6 protein-coding genes are annotated in these 19,037 nt (G+C 59.6%); 2 read left to right on the forward strand and 4 right to left on the reverse strand.

Annotated elements, in window-relative coordinates; translation table 11 throughout:
* Position 1: 1 nt before the first annotated feature.
* The 4 genes from DCO47_RS10720 to DCO47_RS10735 all read right to left on the reverse strand — a co-directional run bounded on the left by DCO47_RS10720 (position 2) and on the right by DCO47_RS10735 (position 14,679).
* Entirely contained in the window at positions 2-2,290 is a 2,289-nt protein-coding gene (locus tag DCO47_RS10720; RefSeq protein ID WP_116658065.1) for an autotransporter outer membrane beta-barrel domain-containing protein, read from the reverse strand.
* A 178-nt stretch (positions 2,291-2,468) separates the two neighbouring features.
* Complete coding sequence (locus DCO47_RS10725) at positions 2,469-4,400, reverse strand: hypothetical protein (RefSeq protein WP_116658066.1); 1,932 nt, start codon at positions 4,398-4,400, stop codon at positions 2,469-2,471.
* 100 nt (positions 4,401-4,500) lie between these two features.
* A complete protein-coding gene (locus tag DCO47_RS10730; RefSeq protein WP_256590134.1) occupies positions 4,501-6,435 on the reverse strand; it encodes a hypothetical protein in 1,935 nt (644 codons plus the stop codon).
* 381 nt (positions 6,436-6,816) lie between these two features.
* The gene (locus tag DCO47_RS10735) at positions 6,817-14,679 is read right to left on the reverse strand and encodes a retention module-containing protein (protein ID WP_116658067.1); all 7,863 of its coding nucleotides are present in this window, start codon (positions 14,677-14,679) and stop codon (positions 6,817-6,819) included.
* A 532-nt stretch (positions 14,680-15,211) separates the two neighbouring features.
* On the opposite strand from DCO47_RS10735, the gene DCO47_RS10740 reads away from it, so the two are divergent.
* Complete coding sequence (locus DCO47_RS10740) at positions 15,212-16,570, forward strand: TolC family outer membrane protein (protein WP_039761048.1); 1,359 nt, start codon at positions 15,212-15,214, stop codon at positions 16,568-16,570.
* Between the two features lie 211 nt (positions 16,571-16,781).
* Positions 16,782-18,941, forward strand: coding sequence for a type I secretion system permease/ATPase (locus DCO47_RS10745; protein WP_116658068.1), 2,160 nt, complete (start codon positions 16,782-16,784; stop codon positions 18,939-18,941).
* The last annotated feature ends 96 nt before the right edge of the window (positions 18,942-19,037 follow it).

Raw genomic sequence — 19,037 nt, forward strand, 5'->3', positions numbered from 1 at the left:
TTTACCAAAAATACCGTAACCCCAGATTCACCCCGTAAGGCTGCTCAATATGCTCCCCTTTGGCATAGTCCAGATCGACATGCATCTGCCACCGCTCGGACACCGCCACAGCCACCCCTGCCCCAAACTCCGCCCGGGAGCCTGACAAATCGTTGTTGAACACGTTGTTGTTGACCTTCACTTCGTTGTTCGAAGCGAACTCGTGAGCAATCGCCGCACGTACATAAGGCTGGGCAACAGCGCCGTCGGCGAAACCGAAGTTTCGCCCCAACGTGGCCCCGGCCTTGCCGAGCAGTGAGCGCATGCGATCGCCGTCGGCGTCCATGTCGTTGTCCAGCGTGTAGTGTTGGCCCTGGATCTGCACGGCCGACAGTTGCGCGAACGGTTCGACGAAGTAGTTGTCGGCCAGTTTGATATGCCGACCGAACTCGGCGGAACCGCCTACACCCCAGTTGTCGTAATCGCCTTTGGTGCGGCTGCCATCGCTCAGGTTGACTTTGGACTCGTTACGAAACCGGTTGAACTTGAGCACGCCGTCGAAGTAGTAACCGGTGTCACTGTCGAGCCACGTGACATAGGGACCGACGTAGTAACTTTTCACCGTACCCGAGGTTCCGCGATTCAGATCCAGATCGGATTCGCTCGTGCCGGCGAGCACCCCGACCAGCACTTGGCTTTCGCCCACCCGCGCATCGGCGCCGAGGGAGAATCCCTGTTGTGTTTGCTGATAACCGACACCTGACCCATCAGCGACGTCGTGTCTGTTGCTGTAAACACGACTCCACCCCCCGCCCTCGCCACCGTTCAAACGCAACTCACCCATACGGCTGCGCAACGACGACAGCTCGCCATACCAGACGGTTGGCGCGGTGTTGAACAAGGCCAGTACCGAGCGCGCGCCAGGACTGATGACTTCGGTGGTCGGGTCGAGAAACCACTCCTTCGCTCCCCCGTCGATTTCCCGGCTGGCCAGAGCGTAAGACCAGGTGCCGACGTCAACCCTCTGCTCGCCGGCCAGAGCAAAATTCGCAGCGTCGGTGGTGCCGGTACGTACCAGCGTCAACTGCTGCGGCGAGGCTGCATTCAGACCAGAGGCCGCGACAGCCAGGGCGAAGTCGCCCGAGGAAGCCCCGGCGACATTGAGAAAGTCATGCTCACCGCTGGCGAAATCGCCCTTCATCGCAAAGGTCCCATTGCCGGAAAGTGAGCCGACATTGAGCGTGTAATACGTACCGGGGGCGTCCTGGGCGCCAAAGGTGACAGTGCCACCGTTCATGCCCAGTGCACCGATCGAATCATTGCCGGTCAGTGTCCAATTGGAATTGCTGTTGACGTTCACGCTGTCGACCTGATCGAGACGACCGGTGAACTGCGAATGATTTTCCAATGTGACACCCGCCGTTGAGCTGCCATCGACGATGACATCACCTACCATGTGGCCGTGATTGAAAGTCAGATTGGCGAGGCTGTTATCGGTGACATTGATGTTGCCTTCCAACGTACTGTCAGCCACCGTCATCGTTGCGGTGGAAGCGCCTTGCACATCAAGGAGTACGCCGTTGCCGGCAAGCAAGCGCGTGAAATTCAGCACGTTGATCTGTGCCACAACCCCGCCATTGGCAAGGATGGCTGCACCCGCCACCCCTCGTACCTCAATGTTGTCCAGCGACACATTGGCACCGTTGCCGATGCCCTCGCCGTCGGGACGCAGGCGAATGCCGTTCATGCCTCCGGTCATGCTGCCGCCCTTGGCCCTGACCTCTGCACCGAACGAATTCAAACCAAAGCTGTTTGCTCCCGTACCGGTCAGATGCGTATCAGTCAATTGGATATCAGCGCCGCCACCGGTTTCGATTCCGGACGTCTGCCCGGTAATCCGGCTGCCACTGATCACGGCAGTCGAACCTGTGGTCGTACCCGTCGCCCGGGCGATCGACATCCCCATTCGGGTACCGGTCACAATGGCGTCGCTCACATCGGCACGGGCATTGACGAGGGTAATCCCCGCGTTGCCCGAACGCCCGGCATAAGTCCCCCCCACCACATTCAATTGCGACCCGGTGGTGATCAAGACTTCATAGGTATTCGCAGCATTGGCGTTCAATACACCACCATCGCGGGCGCGATAGTTGTCTTGTTCGGTTGTGCTATCAATGGTCAATGTTTGACCCGCTTCGATGGAAGTGAGGGCAAAGGCCAGCGGGCTTGAGGAGAGGACTGGCGCCAGGGCGAACCAAGCCAGTTTTGTTTTTGATGCCTTCAATGGATAAAGAACCGTACAGATACCCATATGTACTCCTTCGACATTTAGCGGATGTATTTCAACAAAAGTAGTTTCGTCCGCACGCACCGTACAGACATTACTTACCTCGTTCTGTAGGAAAGTTCCCTTTCTTCGATGGATATTTTTACCGTGCATGTCAAATAAAAGAAGGCGGGGATGTGTCCCCGCCTGCATTGACCGTTAATTAGGCATCGTTAGTTCCGGGACAGAATGTCCCTATATTATCAACCACAACCACTCTGACGTCGTGATCCGCGGAGTCATGAGTACGGCCATCAATCTCCGTTGTATATGAAATGACTCCGCGTCCGTCCCTGATAGGTCTGAGGGCAGCATTGAAGGGCAGGTAAACTTCAAAGCCCGCCGTATGTTCATTGCCCTGCAACGTCTTGCTGAACGTATAATCGGGAATATCATCCCCTCCTGAAAGCGGGGTTCCTTTCCATACGAAGTCCAGTTTCAAATCAGCAACAAGTGACCCGCCTCCCGCGACACGCACAACTGCGGCCTTACCTATCACAGGAATATCGCGTAGAGAAGAACAGTTCAGATACACCAAATTACCCGGATTCGTATAAAGATTCTGAATAACGGGCTCTGGCAATGTCACTGCAATAACATAAGCATCTACCGGAGTCGGCAATGATGGATTCGCGTTGCTGCCATTTGCCGGATTGGTGATGATGTAGCGGGCTGTCTTTATCCCGTTTTTTGCGGCCACAAAAACATCAGACGGTAGCTTGAATGGAATCTTGAAATCATCGGCCTCATCGCCGACGACCTCATAACGACCTTCTGGAGGCGAAACTATTTTACCGTCGTACATCAAATCGAAAATATCACCGGGATCCAATGTCGTGAGATCAGGAATAGTCAAGTCAATGTCGATCAAGCTGCCAACATCATCCACCACCAAAGTGTTATCGCCTGTGGAACCCTTGACGACCAAAGCAACCAGGTTCGGATTACCTTTGTCCGGATCAGGCTCAGGATTGGTTGGACCAGGGATCGACAGATCGACATTGATGGTCGCCCCTGTCGCTTCCGGAAACGGGTTGCCGTTTCGAATGATCGCGTAATTCACCATCACATCCTTCGGACCATCACCGCCTTCTGCGGCGTCCCTGAACGGTACGTCGACAATGACCGGAGCGGTGCCATCAGTCGGCTTGTCGGGTTGCAACTTTCCGTTGAAGGTGACTCGGGCCACATCGTTCGGCTGACCATTAGCGAATGCAGGAATGACCACGGCGACATCAGGGTAGGCATCTTTCAAGTCGACAACACCATCGGCGTTTTCCGGCACCTCAGGGGGTAGCAACCCGCTGGGTGCCGGTGTCAGCCGAACATCAAAATGAAAAGGGTCGGAAGAAGGCCCGACGTTACCGACGCGATCTGCATATTTGCAGTAAAAGATAAACAGTCCTTCTCCCAACGTTTCGATATGGGTCTTCTTGATAAACAGTTCAATTGGCGCACTCGAATCTTCATCGACAATAAAAGTGTCCACGGGTGCCGCTGGATCACTTTTCCCATAGTACGCCGTATAGATATCCCCCTGTTTGACATCGTCAGGCACCGGGATGATCATCTTTATATCACCCAGCGCATCAAGAATTTCTCGGGTCAACACGCCATCAATGATTTCGTCGGGCGGTGCCGCTTTACCTCCAGGTGCACCATGATTAGGTGCGACAATGTCGATGAAGAACTCAGAGGTATCAGAAGTATTTTTGTTGCCACCGTAATCCACTATATAAGTCAAGCGAAAAGGACCTGGCGTTGCGGTTTCCTTTGCAGGCAAAATCATTTCGAAAGTTGCAGGCGGGGGGATGGGAACCACTATCCACTCCGTAACCACTACTGAGTCTTTCTGCAATGCGATATATGTGTCACCTTGGGTTGACCCCGGCGGCACTACCATGGAGGTAATTATCACCTTGCAGTCTGTGCCCTGACGCGCCGCCTGAAGTTTCTTGACATTGTCACCCGGCAGGGGCGGGAGCAAGTCTTCAACTTCAGGAGGAGTACCCGAACGGGTACTCAGGGCTTGACGCAAATCAAAAACTTTTTTACGGGCAGCCTCTGCCTTGGACAGTACTTTCAAGTTACTCATTGTAAGCTCTCCTGTTTTATGAACGCACCGACCCTCCAACCCAATACAAACGTCCAGAGAAATGCCGGCAATTAACCACACTGCATAATTTGCTGATACTTCAGTTCTCTTCGCACAAATCATTGAGAGGTGAACATACTGCGCCACTGGGCAGGGTGCGATTGATGATCACAATCTCCTTTTTGGATATCCCCCGACCGCCCATGCTTTTTTTCAACCGGTAATAAACCAGCGCAGAACCGTAGTTGACCATGGGCGCAACCAACCGGTCGTAATCCTCGACGACAATATCGATGTCTTCACCCGGCAGCAGTGTTGTGAGCTCTTTTTCAATTTCCTCGTAAGTACCTTTGATGGGCTCGCTGCCATTGAGTCCGGTGCTGCCCTGCCAGCACACCGTCAGCGTGTCGCCCTGCTCGATAAACGGGTCAGCTTTGACTCTTACCGTGACGCCCTTCCAGAGCCTGGGCCGACTGCAACAGTGCAATACGCCATCCCTGTTTGCATGCGGAAACACAACCTCCTTCAACCCCTCGATCACCACTATCGATACCGCCACCCGGGTCGGTAACGACTGTTGCTGGTTCACACCGTTGCTGGTGGTGTACCAAACCGGCAATGCCGGATTCTCCTTGTCGGTATCGATAACATTCCAGGGCACGGAAAACCTGACGGATTTGCCGGCAACATCGCCTGGTTTGACTTCATAAAACGCGACGACGCCGGGGTAGCTTCCCCAGTGCAGTTCCAGTAGCTGCCCCTGTTCGGGTGCATCGTACAGAGGCAGCAACACGCTGGCCGGCAGACCAAAATCGTCCGTCAGCAAAGTATTGCGGGTTTGACTTTCTTCGCCGTACACCTCAACCAGTGCAAGATCTTCGTTGATCAATGCCGGCGCCTTGGCATGATCCTGACCTGCCAGCGTCAGGTTCACTGCCACCGAAATGGTCGGCGAGGGTGGCCCGTAGGCTGTTCCCTGGCGAATCTTGTAATAGATCTTCGCCCGCAAAGGCCCATCGCCTTTTGCATGCAAGGTCGACCACGGCACAGGGACCGACAGCGGAAAAGCGGAGGGATCGATGGGGATTTCAGGCAGGGGCGTATCGTCCCAGAAAACCGCCAGCTTATGACCGGGATCGGCAAAGTCATATTCATCGACTTCCACGGCGACACCGTCACGGGCTTGTTGGCGATCGACCAGCCCCCGGGATGACAGCGGTACTCGGGGTGGCAGCAGTGCTCCCGGTGCAGGCGACAGATCAACTTCGATAGCCGAAAGAAAGGAATTCGGTCCTTCGTTTCCGGCCCTGTCCCTCAGGTGGTAATAAAAATAACGCGTGCCAGAGCCCCACGATCGAATTTCATCCGCGTACACGGTGATGCTCAAGCGTTTGTCGCGGATATCTTCAGCGCTGAACTCCTGCTCGCGGATGGGTGTTTCAGAGTCTGGCGGGATGGCTTCGCTGGTCCAGTAATACGGCGCGCGATCCAGCGCCTCGGCATCGTCGTACCAAGGCACCAGCACACTGACCTCCCCCTCCTGAGCCAGGAAGGTTTCGGTGATGGTGCCATTCAGCTCGGGGGGGAACCCGGCCGCGCCCGGCTTGTTTCCGAAGTTGGGTTTGGTGGTATCGATGGTCAGCGTTTTGCGAGGGCCTTCATTCGGGTTGTTTCCGTAGATCGAGATCTGGATTGCGACTTCGTAGACACCCTCTGACAGTAAATCGCGAGGCACCTTCAGGGTTTGCGGGAACGCAATGGGATCATTGGTCGGATACCAGCGTTCATCGACCTTTCTGAACGTTCCACCTTTGGACATGAAGCCCAATTCGACCAGATCCAACTCGTCCGGCGCATCTCCTTGTTCAAAATCCATGAATGTGACGATAAGGTCATCACCCAACGCCCTTAGCGGCAAAAGACCTTTGGGGTCGGCAGGATCAAGCACGGCCGGTACCGTCACTTCGACCGACCTGCCCCAGGAAACCGGGGTGTTCTGATCAGGCTGACCGACTGGGTTCTTTCGCTTGGCCATTCCAGCGTTCCTCGATAAGCGGCGGTACAGCGCAGTTCAAGCGCTGTCGGAATGGCTTCATTAGATGCGGGTGGGATGAACCTGCCTACTGTCAGAAATTACAGGTATTGCTACCGTTTGTCGGAAGGCGATTTGCATGGGAAGGGTATTGGGCGGTGGATCGGGTGTCAGATAATCCGGAGTTGGTGCAGGTCGGCTGAATTATGCGCTGTTCAGGCCGGCCCCTTCGCGAGCAGGCTCGCTCCCACCTTTCTGACCGTGTTCCAATGGGGCGAGCCTGCTCGCGAAGGCTGATTCACAGGCAACACACCTCTGCAGACAGACAAAACCCGCCGTCCCGAATCAACCGGGGCGGCGGGTTTTGTCGTTTCAGACCTCAGGTCAAACCGTATCCACCTTCAACGAATGATCATTGAGCATCCCGCTGATGATCGTCGCCGTGTCATGCCCGCCAGCCACCATCCCACCCGCCCCCGGCGTCACGCCGTAGTGGCTGGCGAGGTTGACGCCCGCAAGATCGATGGTCTGGTTCGGCGTGGCGCCGGCCATGGCGCTGATGTCGATGCTGGTCATCACCGAAGCACCACTGCCGCTGACGGTGAAGTGCAGGTAGTCGTCCAGCGACGCGGTGCTGGCGTTTTCGCCTTGCAGCAGTTGCGACAGGTCGAGTTTGTCGGTGCCGGGGGTGAAGTCGGTGATCAGGTCGTGGCCGCTGTTGCCCTTGAGCCACTGGAAGGTGTCGGCCCCTGCCCCGCCCGTCAGTGTATTGTTGCCCATGCCACCGATCAGCAAGTCATCGCCAGCGCCACCGTTGAGGAAGTCGTTGCCGAGGCCACCGTTGATCACGTTGTTGTTGCCATCGCCGGTGAGGCTGTCGTTGAAGTTGGAGCCGAGCAGGTTTTCGATGGCGGTCAGCGTATCGGTACCGGCGCCGAAGGTGTTTTGCGCACCAAGCAGGCCGAGGTTGACGGTGACCGCAGCCGTGGCGTGGGCGTAGCTGGCGGTGTCGCTGCCGGTGCCACCGTCGAGCAGGTCATTGCCGGCGCCGCTGTAGAGCAAATCGTTGCCGGCGCCGCCGTGCATTTCGTTGTTGCCGGATCCGCCGCTGAGTACGTCGTTGCCATCGCCGGCATTGATCACGTTGTTGCCGCTGCCCGCCACCAAGACATCGTCGCCAGCCGTGCCGGTCAGGGTGTGGCCGTCCTGATAGCTGATGCTGACGTTGGCCGTGTCGCTGCCGCCGTGGTTGTCGTTGGCGGTGTAAGTGCCGTGATAGTCCGGCGTAATGTCATGGGCCCCGGCGTAGTTGAGGGTCATGGTCAGTTGATAGTTTTCCCCCGCGTTCGGGTTGCCGGTGCCCGTAGGATTGGCAATGTTGGTGATGTGGATCTGATAGATACCATCGGCCGACGCGGTCAGGGTTTGCCCGTCCGCCAGTGCCATCCAGGCGCCGCCGTTGAGCGAGTACTCCATGCCGACATGACCGGCAGCGAGGTTGTGATCCAGATTGAGGGTTTCGCCCTGACGCAGGTGGACGGTGATGCGGTCTTCATCGTTGGCGTTGCTGTTGCTCACCATGCCGAGATAACCGCTGACTACCAGCACGGCGGTCATGGTCGCGGCATTGGCGCTGAAGGCGCTGCGCACATTGGCCAGGTTCTGGTTGGCCGAGTTATTGGTCTGCCCGGTGAAGCCGATCAGGCCACTGCCGGTGAAGTCCGCCGCTTTCGACACCCACCCGGTGTTGAAACTGGTTGGCGTGGCGCTGAGGGCGTCGCCGTTCGGATCGGTGTCGTTGGCCAGCAACAGCTCGCCCGGCACCACGATGTTGCCCGAGAGCACGTTGGTGATGACGTGATCGTCCATCGCCTCGGGCGGCGCGTTGGGAATCACTTTCACCGTCAGCGTGGAGCTGGCGAGGTCGCCGTCGTTGTCGCTGACGCTGAAGCCGATGTTTTCGGTGATCACCACGGCGGTGGTTTTCTGCGAGGTGTAGCTGTATTCGCCGGTATCCAGGTTGATCACCAGCGTGCCGCTGTTGTTGGTGGCGATGCTGACGGTGTTGTTCGCCGTGTTGAAGGTGCCGTGGTTGGCGCCGCCGCTCGCGGTCAACGCCCCCTGGCCACCGAGGGCTTTTGGATCGTAGGTGTAGGTGGTGCCGTCGACCATGATGGATTTGATGAAACCGCCATCGGCGCCGAACGAACCGCCCTCGCCCAGCAGCGAACCGGTGACCGGCGCGCCCTGCACGGTGCCGGACAATACCGAGTTGAGCTGGTTGAGATCGGTGACCACCACCGCATTGGTGTTGGTGTGGCTGATACCGTCGTAGGCCAGTGGATCGAGGTAGGCGTTGCTCACGCCGTTGCCCAAGCCAATGGCGTAGTTCTTGATGTTGTTGGCATCGAGGAAGTTTTTCAGCGCGGCTTCGTCAGCGCTGCCGATGTCGCCCTCGTTGGGCTTGCCGTCGGAGAAGAAGTAGCCGACGTTCTGCGCCCCGGTAAGTTTGCCTGAGGTGTTGAACGCGTTCTGCATCACCGCCACGGCAGCGTCGTAGTTGGTGCCGCCGCCGGCATTCAGACCCGCAAGCAGTGTCTTGGCGGTGGCGACATCGACCCACACCGTGGTGCGGTCGGCGGCATTGCTGCTGAATGTCACCAACTGCACTTTCACATCGCCCAGATCATCGTACTTGTCGAGCAGGGCACCAATGGCCTGCTTGGCCAGCGCCAGCCGCGACAGACCAGGTACACCGGAGGCATCGGCCATGCTGCCGGAGATGTCGAGGACGATGAGCACGTTGGAATCGATCTCCACCGCCGTCACCGAACGATCCGAGGCAACAGCTTTCGGCACGTCGTCGACGATGTTCACCACGAGGGTGCTGGTGGTGGCGTTGCCCAGCGCATCGGTGGCTTTGTAGGTGAACGTTTCGCTGAGGGTGTTCGGCCCGTCGTTGGCGTTCGGCGCGGTTTTCGGCGCCGAGGTCAGCGTATAGGTGTAGGTGCCGTCGGCGTTGAGCTGCAGTTGCCCGTAGCTGCCGGTGGCGTTGCCGACCAACGTGTACGTGATCGCGCCGCTGCCGCCGCTTACCGAACCGACCAGCGTGCCGCTGGCGGTTTCGCCGGTATTGCCCGGATCACTGCCGGTGACTGTGCCGGGGGCGAGATCCAGGCCATCCTTGCTCAGGTCGAGGGCTTTTTCGTAGACGGTGACGTCGGTGTCGCTGACGGCGGTCAGGCAACTGTTGTGCACGTCGATGGTGAGCGTCGTGGTGCTTTCGTCGCCATCGGCATCGCGCACGGTGTAGGTGAACACATCCACCGCGCCCGGGCCGTTCACCACATTGGGATTGCTGTGATAGACCGCGTTGCCGTTGGCATCCAGGGTCAGATAGCCGTAGGTGCCGTTGATCTGCGAATTGAGTCCGCCGATGGCCGACGTCGAGGTGTCGGCACCGGCGCGCACGCCGACCACTGCGCCTGTGGCCGCCGGGCCGTCAGCACCGCCGATGTCGTTGTCCAGCACATTGCCGCTGACGGTGCCGCCCTCCGCCACCGAAGCCGCGTCCGCGTGCGCGGTCGGTAGGTCATCGACGATATTGACGTTGATCTGACCGCTGGACGTGCTGCCATCGGTGTCCGTGGCGACCACGTCGAAGTTCTCGCTGAGGCTATTGGCACCGTTGGCGTTCGGATGGGCTTCGTTGTCGGCCAGGGTGTAGCTGTAACTGACCACACCGGTAGCCGGGTCGTAACCAGTGATGGTGAAGGTGCTGCCCAGCGGCGAGACCACGGACTGCGGCAAACCGGCGGCGACGCCATTGCTGATCACGGCAATACCGCCGACCGTCAGGGTTTGCAGGCCATCGAGAGCGGTCACGGTGAAGCTGCCGCTCTGGGTCAGCGCCGAGGCATTGGGAGTGCTGCCGTCGCTGAGGTTTTTCTCGTAGACGCTGAGTTCGCCGCCCTTCACGTTGAGGCCGTCGAGGCACACCGGATCGTCGTTGTTGTGGATGTTCAGCACCAGGTTGGCGGTGCTGGTGTCACCGTCGGAGTCGGTGATGGTATAGGCGAAGGTTTCCGTGCCGTTGCCGCCGCCGTGGAGGTTTTTGAAGTCAGCGTCGTTGGCATCCAGCGTGTAGGTGTAAGTGCCGTTGCCGTTGAGTACCAGCGTGCCGTAGGTGCCGATGAAGGTGCCGGCGGTCACCGGGCCACTGGCGACGCGGTCGGCGCCTTGCACGTCGTTGTCGAGGACGTTGCCGGTCAGGGTCAACTGGGCTTCGGTCGCGTTATTGGCGTTGCTGTCGTTCAGCGCTTTCGGCACGTCATCGACGATGCTCACAACGATGCTGCTGGTGACGACGTTACCCAGCGAATCGGTCGCCTGATAGGTGAAGGTTTCGCTCAGGCTGTTGGCGCCGTCGTCGGCATGCGGCGTGGTCGTCGCGGGTGAAGTCAGGGTGTAGGTGTAAGTGCCATTGGCATTGAGAACGATCTGTCCGTAATTGCCGGTGGCGCTGCCGACCAGCGCATAGCTGATCGCGCCGACCGCGCCAGTGACCGAACCGACCAGCGTGCCGGAGGCGGTTTCACCAGTACTGTTCGGATCGCTGCCGACCACACTGCCCGCCGCCAGATCCTGGCCGTCCCTGTTCAGGTCGAGGGCTTTTTCGTAGACGGTGACGTCGGTGTCGCTGACCGCTTTCAGGCAGCTGTTGTAGACATCGATGGTGATCGTCGTAGTGCTTTCATCACCATCGGCATCGCGCACGGTGTAGGTGAATACGTCCACCGCGCCCGGGCCGTTCACCGTGTTGGGATTGCTGTGATAAACCGCGTTGCCGTTGGCATCCAGGGTGAGGTAGCCGTAGGTGCCGTTGATCTGCGAATTGAGTCCACCGATGGCCGACGTCGAGGTGTCGGCACCGGCGCGCACGCCGACCACTGCACCGGTGACCGCCGGGCCATCCGCGCCGCCGATATCGTTGTTGAGCACATTGCCGCTGACGGTGCCGCCCTCCGTCACCGAAGCCGCGTCTGCATGGGCGGTCGGCAAATCGTCGACGATGTTGACGTTGATCTGGCCACTGGCGGTGCTGCCATCGGTGTCGGTCGCGACGACGTCGAAGTTTTCGGTGAGGCTGTTGGCGCCGTTGGCGGTTGGATGGGCTTCGTTGTCGGCCAGGCTGTAGCTGTAACTGACCACGCCGGTCGCCGGATCATAACCGGTGATGGTCAAGGTGCTGCCCAGCGGCGTGATCACCGATTGCGGGAAACCTGCGGCCACGCCATTAGTGATCACGGCGATACCGCCGACGGTCAGCGCGGTGACGCCGTCGAGTGCGGTGATGGTGAACGTGCCGTTTTGCGTCAGCGCACCAGCATCCGGAGTGCTGCCATCGCTGAGGTTTTTCTCGTAAACCGTCAGCTCGCCGCCAGCGACGTTCAGGCCGTCGATGGTCACCGGGTCGTCGTTATTGTGAATCTGCAGGACAAGGTTGGCAGTGCTGGTATCGCCGTCGGCATCGGTGATGGTGTAGGCGAAGGTTTCGGTGCCGTTGCCACCGCCGTGCAGGTTTTTGAAATCGGCGTCGTTGGTATTGAGAGTGTAGGTGTAAGTGCCGTCAGCGTTCAGAACCAAAGTGCCGTAAGTACCGGTGAATGTGCCGGGCGTGACTGGACCGGTGGGCACACGGTCAGCGCCTTGTATGTCATTGGTCAGGACATTGCCGGTCAGGGTCAATTGGCTTTCTGACGCGGTGCCGTTGCTGTCGTCGATGGCTTTCGGCAGGTCGTCGACGATGTTGACGTCGAGGGTGCCGGTGGCCGTCGTGCCGTTGTCATCGACTACCGTGACCGCGAACTGCTCAGGCAGATTGTTGGCACCGTTGGCGTTTGGATGCGCTTCGTTGTCGGCCAGGGTGTAGCTGTAACTGACCACACCGGTTGCCGCGTTGAAACCGGTGATGGTCAGCGTGCTGCCCAGTGGTGTGGTGATCGATTGCGGAAAGCCTGCGGCCACGCCATTGGTGACCACGGCGATACCGCCGACGGTCAGCGCGGTGACGCCGTCGAGTGCGGTGATGGTGAACGTGCCGTTTTGCGTCAGCGCACCAGCATCCGGAGTGCTGCCATCGCTGAGGTTTTTCTCGTAAACCGTCAGCTCGCCGCCAGCGACGTTCAGGCCGTCGATGGTCACCGGGTCGTCGTTATTGTGAATCTGCAGGACAAGGTTGGCAGTGCTGGTATCGCCGTCGGCATCGGTGATGGTGTAGGCGAAGGTTTCGGTGCCGTTGCCACCGCCGTGCAGGTTTTTGAAATCGGCGTCGTTGGTATTGAGAGTGTAGGTGTAAGTGCCGTCAGCGTTCAGAACCAAAGTGCCGTAAGTACCGGTGAATGTGCCGGGCGTGACTGGACCGGTGGGCACACGGTCAGCGCCTTGTATGTCATTGGTCAGGACATTGCCGGTCAGGGTCAGTTGGCTTTCTGAAGCGGTGCCGTTGCTGTCGTCGATGGCTTTCGGCAGGTCGTCGACGATGTTGACGTCGAGGGTGCCGGTGGCCGTCGTGCCGTTGTCATCGACTACCGAGACCGCGAACTGCTCAGGCAGATTATTCGCGCCGTTGGCATCCGGATGCGCTTCGTTGTCGGCCAGGGTGTAGCTGTAACTGACCACACCGGTTGCCGCGTTGAAACCGGTGATGGTCAGCGTGCTGCCCAGTGGTGTGGTAATCGACTGCGGAAAGCCTGCGGCCACGCCATTGGTGACCACGGCGATACCGCCGACGGTCAGCGCGGTGACGCCGTCGAGTGCGGTGATGGTGAACGTGCCGTTTTGCGTCAGCGCACCAGCATCCGGAGTGCTGCCATCGCTGAGGTTTTTCTCGTAAACCGTCAGCTCGCCGCCAGCGACGTTCAGGCCGTCGATGGTCACCGGGTCGTCGTTATTGTGAATCTGCAGGACAAGGTTGGCAGTGCTGGTATCGCCGTCGGCATCGGTGATGGTGTAGGCGAAAGTCTCGGTGCCGTTGCCGCCGCCGTGCAGGTTTTTGAAATCGGCGTCGTTGGTATTGAGCGTATAGGTGTAGGTGCCGTCGGCGTTGAGAACCAAAGTGCCGTAAGTACCGGTGAAGGTGCCGGGCGTGACTGGGCCGGTGGGCACACGGTCAGCGCCTTGTATGTCATTGGTGAGGACATTGCCGGTCAGGGTCAGCAAGGTTTCCGAGGCAACGCCGTTGGCGTCATCAAACGCTTTGGGCACATCGTCAGTGATGTTCACGTCCAGCGTGCCGGTGGCGCTGTCGGCATTGCTGTCGGTGGCGATCACGGTGAACTGTTCGCTGAGGTTGTTCACACCATCGCCGGCCGCATGGGTTTCGTTGCCGGTGAGGGTGTAGCTGTAGCTGACCGTGCCGGTCGCCGGGTTGTAGCCGGTGATGGTCAGGGTGTTGCCGAGCTGCGTGGTGATCGACTGGGGAAAGCCGATCGGCACGCCGCCAACGATCACGTTGATGCCGCCGATGCTCAGGCTGTTCAAGCCATCCGGTGCCGAGACGGTGAAGCTGCCACTCTGGGTCAGAGCGCCCGGATTGGCCGCTGTACCGTCAGGCAGATTGGCTTCATTGAGGTTCAGCTCGCCGCCCGCTGCGTCAAGGCCATTGAGGATGACCGGGTTGTTCACCGCTGGCGGTGGCGCCACGATCGGCGCTGGGGTGTCGTCGCCAGTGTCGTTGTCCGCGTCGCGGCGATAATCGGGAAATTCGGGGATGCCATTGAAACCGGCAGTTGGGAAACCGATCACCGGATCGACCCGGCCGCCGACTTCGGTCAGCAGAACGAAGCTGTGCCCGCCGCCCAGTTCACCGGTATTGCCGGTGGGCGCGTTGGGGCCGGCAGCGGTGGCTTCGGCGGTTTTACTCGGGTCTTCACCGGCGGCGATGGCTTTCTGGATCTGCTCGACATCGGTCAGTTGCGCCTGGCTCGGGGTCTGCGCTTCGTCGACGTTCACCGGCACAGCCTGATCGGCCAGCAGTTGCCCGGTCATGGTGATGCTGCTGCCACGGCCGAGGGTCAATTCCTCGCCATTTTGCAGTTTCACCGCCACCGCGCCTTCCGCGCCGGTGATCAGTTGATCGCCGGCGTACAAACGATCGCCTTCGAACAGCGGACGTTTGATGCCATCGCTCGCTTGAGCGAACACCTGACCAATGACTTTTGTGACCGTACCGATGAGCGTTGCCATGTGAAATCCTCCGCTGCCGACCACCGTCGGCACTCGTTCGCGAAGCAGCCCATGGCTCAATCGGGTTGCCGGGGGCGACGCTCGCACCCTCGACAGTTCGTTTCGCAGGCCCGTTTTGAAGAGAATTGCCAGCGCCATCAAGCACTTGCCAACCCTGTTCAATTCATCGACCCACTAGCGCTACGTAACGGCGGTGACTCACCCAAGTGACAAAAATCTGTCGCTCATTTGCCGCTACGCGTCCCTCCCCTTCAGCAGTACTTCGCAGTGTCTCGCAAAGTGAATGGAACTTTCCTCAAGCCTTATCGAGCTCCCTAAAGCGCATAAAACAAAGGCTTTCGAGCTGAACAATGTGCTGCTTTTGAAAAACCGCATAAGTTTTTTTTGGAATAAGCCTTATGAAAATTTTTTCTTAGCTACGCTCTAGGATGTTCTTAGCTCTGTTGTTACAAGAGTGAAACGCTTACACCCTAAATTTACGTCAAATATTTGGCGACGGTAACACAACATTGAGATCCAGGGAGATGCACCCATGCGCGTTTTAACCCCCCTCTGCAGCGCGGTTTTGCTGGCCATGGCTTGCACTTCCCAAGCCCAGGCGATGAACCTCACCGAGGCGATTCAAAGCACTATTGCCACCCACCCGGAACTGGCTTCGCGCGTGGACGCTCGCCTGTCGGCAGATGAGCAGGTGAAAGTGGCCAAGGGCGGGTTCTATCCGTCGGTCGACTTGAACGCTGCCTACGGTCGCGGCTACAGCGACAACACCAACACCCGCGCCTTCGGTAATCACAACACCGAAATTCTCAATTACACCCAATCGGAGCTGCGCTTGCGGCAGATGATCTTCGACGGGTTCAACACCGCCAACGAGGTCGAGCGCACCAAGGGCGTGTCCAACTCCCGCGCCTATTACGCGCAAGGCACCGCACAGGATCTGGCCCTGCGCACCATTGAGGTCTACCTCGAAGTGCTCAAGCGTCGTGAGCTGGTGACGCTGGCCAAGAACAACCTGCAGGCGCACTTGCGGGTCAACGATCAGATCGGCCTGCGCACCGAGCGCGGCATTGGCAGCACCGCAGACTCCGATCAATCGGTCGCCCGTCGTGCACTGGCGCAGAACAACCTCGACACCGCCGAGGTCGATCTGGCCGATGCCGAATCGAATTTCTACAGTGTGGTCGGACGCATGCCCGACGAGCTCGAAACCCCGGCCTCGACCCGTGGCGAACTGCCGCCGGACCTGCGTGAAGCGCAGCAGAGCATGGTCGACAACAACCCGTACCTGAAATCGGCCCAGGCTGACGTGCAGTCCGCCGAGAGCCAGTACGAAGTGGCCAAGTCGCCGTTCTATCCACGCTTTGACGCGGAAGCGGCAGTCGGCGCCAACAACAACGTGCAGGGCGATGAAGGCCACGACAACGAATGGCGGGTTGGCGTGGTAATGAATTACAACCTGTTCCGTGGCGGCAGCGACAAGGCACGTCTGGCCGCGAATGCCCACGACATCAACCAGGCGATGGACATCCGCAACAACGCCCTGCGTCAGCTCAACGAGAACATCCGTCTGGCCTGGAACGCCATGGAAAACGCCAAGAAGCAGACGCCGACCGCCCGCGAATACGCCGAGACCACCAAACGCGTACGCGCCGCTTATCAGGACCAGTTCGGCCTCGGCCAACGCACCCTGCTCGACCTGCTCGACAGCGAAAACGAGCTGTACAACGCCAACCGTCGCTACACCGAAATCCGCTACACCGAGGAATACTCGATGTACCGCGTCTTGGCGAACATGGGCCAACTGCTGAGCAAACAACGCGTAGTGCTGCCGGCTGATGCGATTGCCACCACCGAAGTGAAAAACCAGGCGCGCCTGCCCGAGTTGAAATAGACCCGTGCAGGAGCTGCCGAAGGCTGCGATCTCTGATCGTTCCCACGCAGACCGTGGAAACGATCAATTGTGGCGAGGGAGCTTGCTCCCGCTTGAGTGCGCAGCGCTCATTCTTTGCGCATGACTGAAGTCTGGGGCTGCTGCGCAGCCCAGCGGGAGCAAGCTCCCTCGCCACAGAGTTATCGAGTCGTCTTCAGGAGAGGCAATCACTATGACCAGCATGGAACCCGGCGCCACCGGGGTCGATCCGCGCTTGAGCTTCGATGATCCGTTACTCGACGGTCTGCTGATCCTCTGCAAGCTGCACGGCGCCACGGTCAGTCGTGCCAGCCTGAGTGCCGGGCTGCCGTTGAACAAACAACGCCTGAGCCTGGATCTGCTACCCCGTGCGGCGGCGCGGGCCGGGTTGCAGGCGCGGTTGTTACGGCGTGACTTGAAAGACATTTCGCCGCTGAACCTGCCGATCCTGTTGCTGCTCAACGATGGCCGCACCGCCGTGCTGCGCCGGTTTGGCGAGGACGGCAAAGCCCTGCTGCTGCCCAGTGAAGCCGATGGCGGCGAGCAATGGGTCAGCCGCGAAGAGCTCAACGAGCACTACAGCGGCCAGGCGTTGTTCGCCCGCCCGCGCCACGAACTCGAAGACCTGCGCGCGCCGCTCGTGCCACGGGTGCATGCGTGGTTTCGCGACACCCTGAAACTGTCGAAATGGCTGTACAGCGATGCGATCCTCGCCAGTTTCCTGATCAACCTGTTGGGCCTGATGGTGCCGTTGTTCGTCATGCAGACCTACGACCGCGTGGTACCGAATCAGGCGACCTCGACCTTGTGGGTGCTGTCGATCGGCTTGCTGATCGGCACCGGTTTCGAACTGGTGCTGCGCGTGGTGCGTGCACACCTGCTCGACACCGCCGGGAAAAAAACCGATGTGATCCTCTCGGCCACTTTGTTCGAGCGCATCACCGGCATGTCGATGAAAGCGCGGCCAGCGACCATCGGCGGATTCGCCCAAAGCATTCATGACTTTCAGGGCCTGCGTGAATTCCTCACCGCCGTGACTCTGACCAGCCTGATCGACTTGCCCTTCGTGGTGTTGATGCTGGTGGTGATCGGCCTGCTCGGCGGCTGGCTGGTGGTGATTCCGCTGCTGGCGTTTCCGATCACGATCATCTTCGCCATGGCGATTCAGGTGCGCCTGCGCGACACCGTGCAGAAAAGCCTGAGCCTCGGCGCCGAGCGTCAGGCGCTGCTGATCGAAACCCTCGGCGGCCTGGAAACCCTCAAGGCCTGCGGCGCCGAAAGCGAGCGCCAGCACAAATGGGAAAGCACCCACGGCGCCCTCACCCGCCTCGACAGCCACGCGCGCAACCTGTCGGCGCTGGCCACCAATGGCACCCTGTTCATTCAGCAGTTTTCCGGGATGGCGACGATTGTCGCCGGGGTCTACAGCATCATCGCCGGCAACCTCAGCGTCGGCGCACTGGTCGCCACCTACATGCTCGGCAGCCGTGTGCTGGCCCCGCTCGGCCAGATCGCCGGGCTGATCACCCGTTACCAGCAAGCGCAACTGACCATGAAAAGCACCGATGCGCTGATGGCCCTGCCGCAGGAACGCGACGGCAAACAACGGCCACTGGAGCGCACGCAGTTGCAGGGTGCGCTGGATGTCAGCGGCGTGACCTTTCATTACCACGGCCAGAATGCGCCAGCGCTGAGCGAGGTCAGCTTCAGCCTGAAACCCGGGGAGCGGGTCGGCATCATCGGCCGCAGCGGCTCGGGCAAAAGTACCTTGGCGCGGTTGGTCATGGGTTTCTACGAAGCGGAGGAAGGCCAACTTTTGCTAGACGGCCTCGACCTGCGCCAACTGGACGTGGCTGACCTGCGCCAGCAGATCGGTTATGTCGCCCACGACCTGCCGCTGCTGGCCGGCAGCCTGCGGGACAACCTGACCCTGGGTGCGCGCTACATCAGCGATTCACGCATGCTCGAAGTCGCCGAACTGACCGGCGTCACCGAACTGGCCAGGCAACATCCGCAAGGCTTCGACCGGCCGGTGGGCGAACGCGGGCAACTGCTTTCCGGCGGCCAGCGCCAGGCAGTGTTGCTGGCCCGGGCATTACTGCTCGATCCGCCGATCATGCTGCTCGACGAACCCACCAGCGCCATGGACAACAGCAGCGAAGATGCGCTGCGGCAGAAACTGCATGGCTGGATGCAAGGCAAAACCCTGCTGCTGGTCACTCACCGCACCTCGATGCTGAGCCTGGTGGACCGGTTGCTGGTGCTGGACAACGGCCGGGTCGTGGCTGACGGCCCGAAAGAAGCGGTCATCGATGCACTGCGCAAGGGCCGAGTCGGCTCGGCGGCAGTATGAATATCAGCACAAAAGCCCTGGCACCCGCTGTCCGTGGCGAGGGAGCTTGCTCCCGCTTGGGTGCGCAGCGCCCACAAGATTTTTGCGGCTGCTTCG

This window comes from Pseudomonas sp. NDM, assembly GCF_003105095.1.
Lineage (GTDB): Bacteria > Pseudomonadota > Gammaproteobacteria > Pseudomonadales > Pseudomonadaceae > Aquipseudomonas > Aquipseudomonas moraviensis_A.

Excerpts from the sequence above, each read along its gene's own strand:
- DCO47_RS10720 (WP_116658065.1), bottom strand. The coding sequence starts at position 2,290 with ATGGGTATCTGTACGGTTCTTTATCCATTGAAGGCATCAAAAACAAAA.
- DCO47_RS10725 (WP_116658066.1), bottom strand. The coding sequence starts at position 4,400 with ATGAGTAACTTGAAAGTACTGTCCAAGGCAGAGGCTGCCCGTAAAAAA.
- DCO47_RS10730 (WP_256590134.1), bottom strand. The coding sequence starts at position 6,435 with ATGGCCAAGCGAAAGAACCCAGTCGGTCAGCCTGATCAGAACACCCCG.
- DCO47_RS10735 (WP_116658067.1), bottom strand. The coding sequence starts at position 14,679 with ATGGCAACGCTCATCGGTACGGTCACAAAAGTCATTGGTCAGGTGTTC.
- DCO47_RS10740 (WP_039761048.1), top strand. The coding sequence starts at position 15,212 with ATGCGCGTTTTAACCCCCCTCTGCAGCGCGGTTTTGCTGGCCATGGCT.
- DCO47_RS10745 (WP_116658068.1), top strand. The coding sequence starts at position 16,782 with ATGACCAGCATGGAACCCGGCGCCACCGGGGTCGATCCGCGCTTGAGC.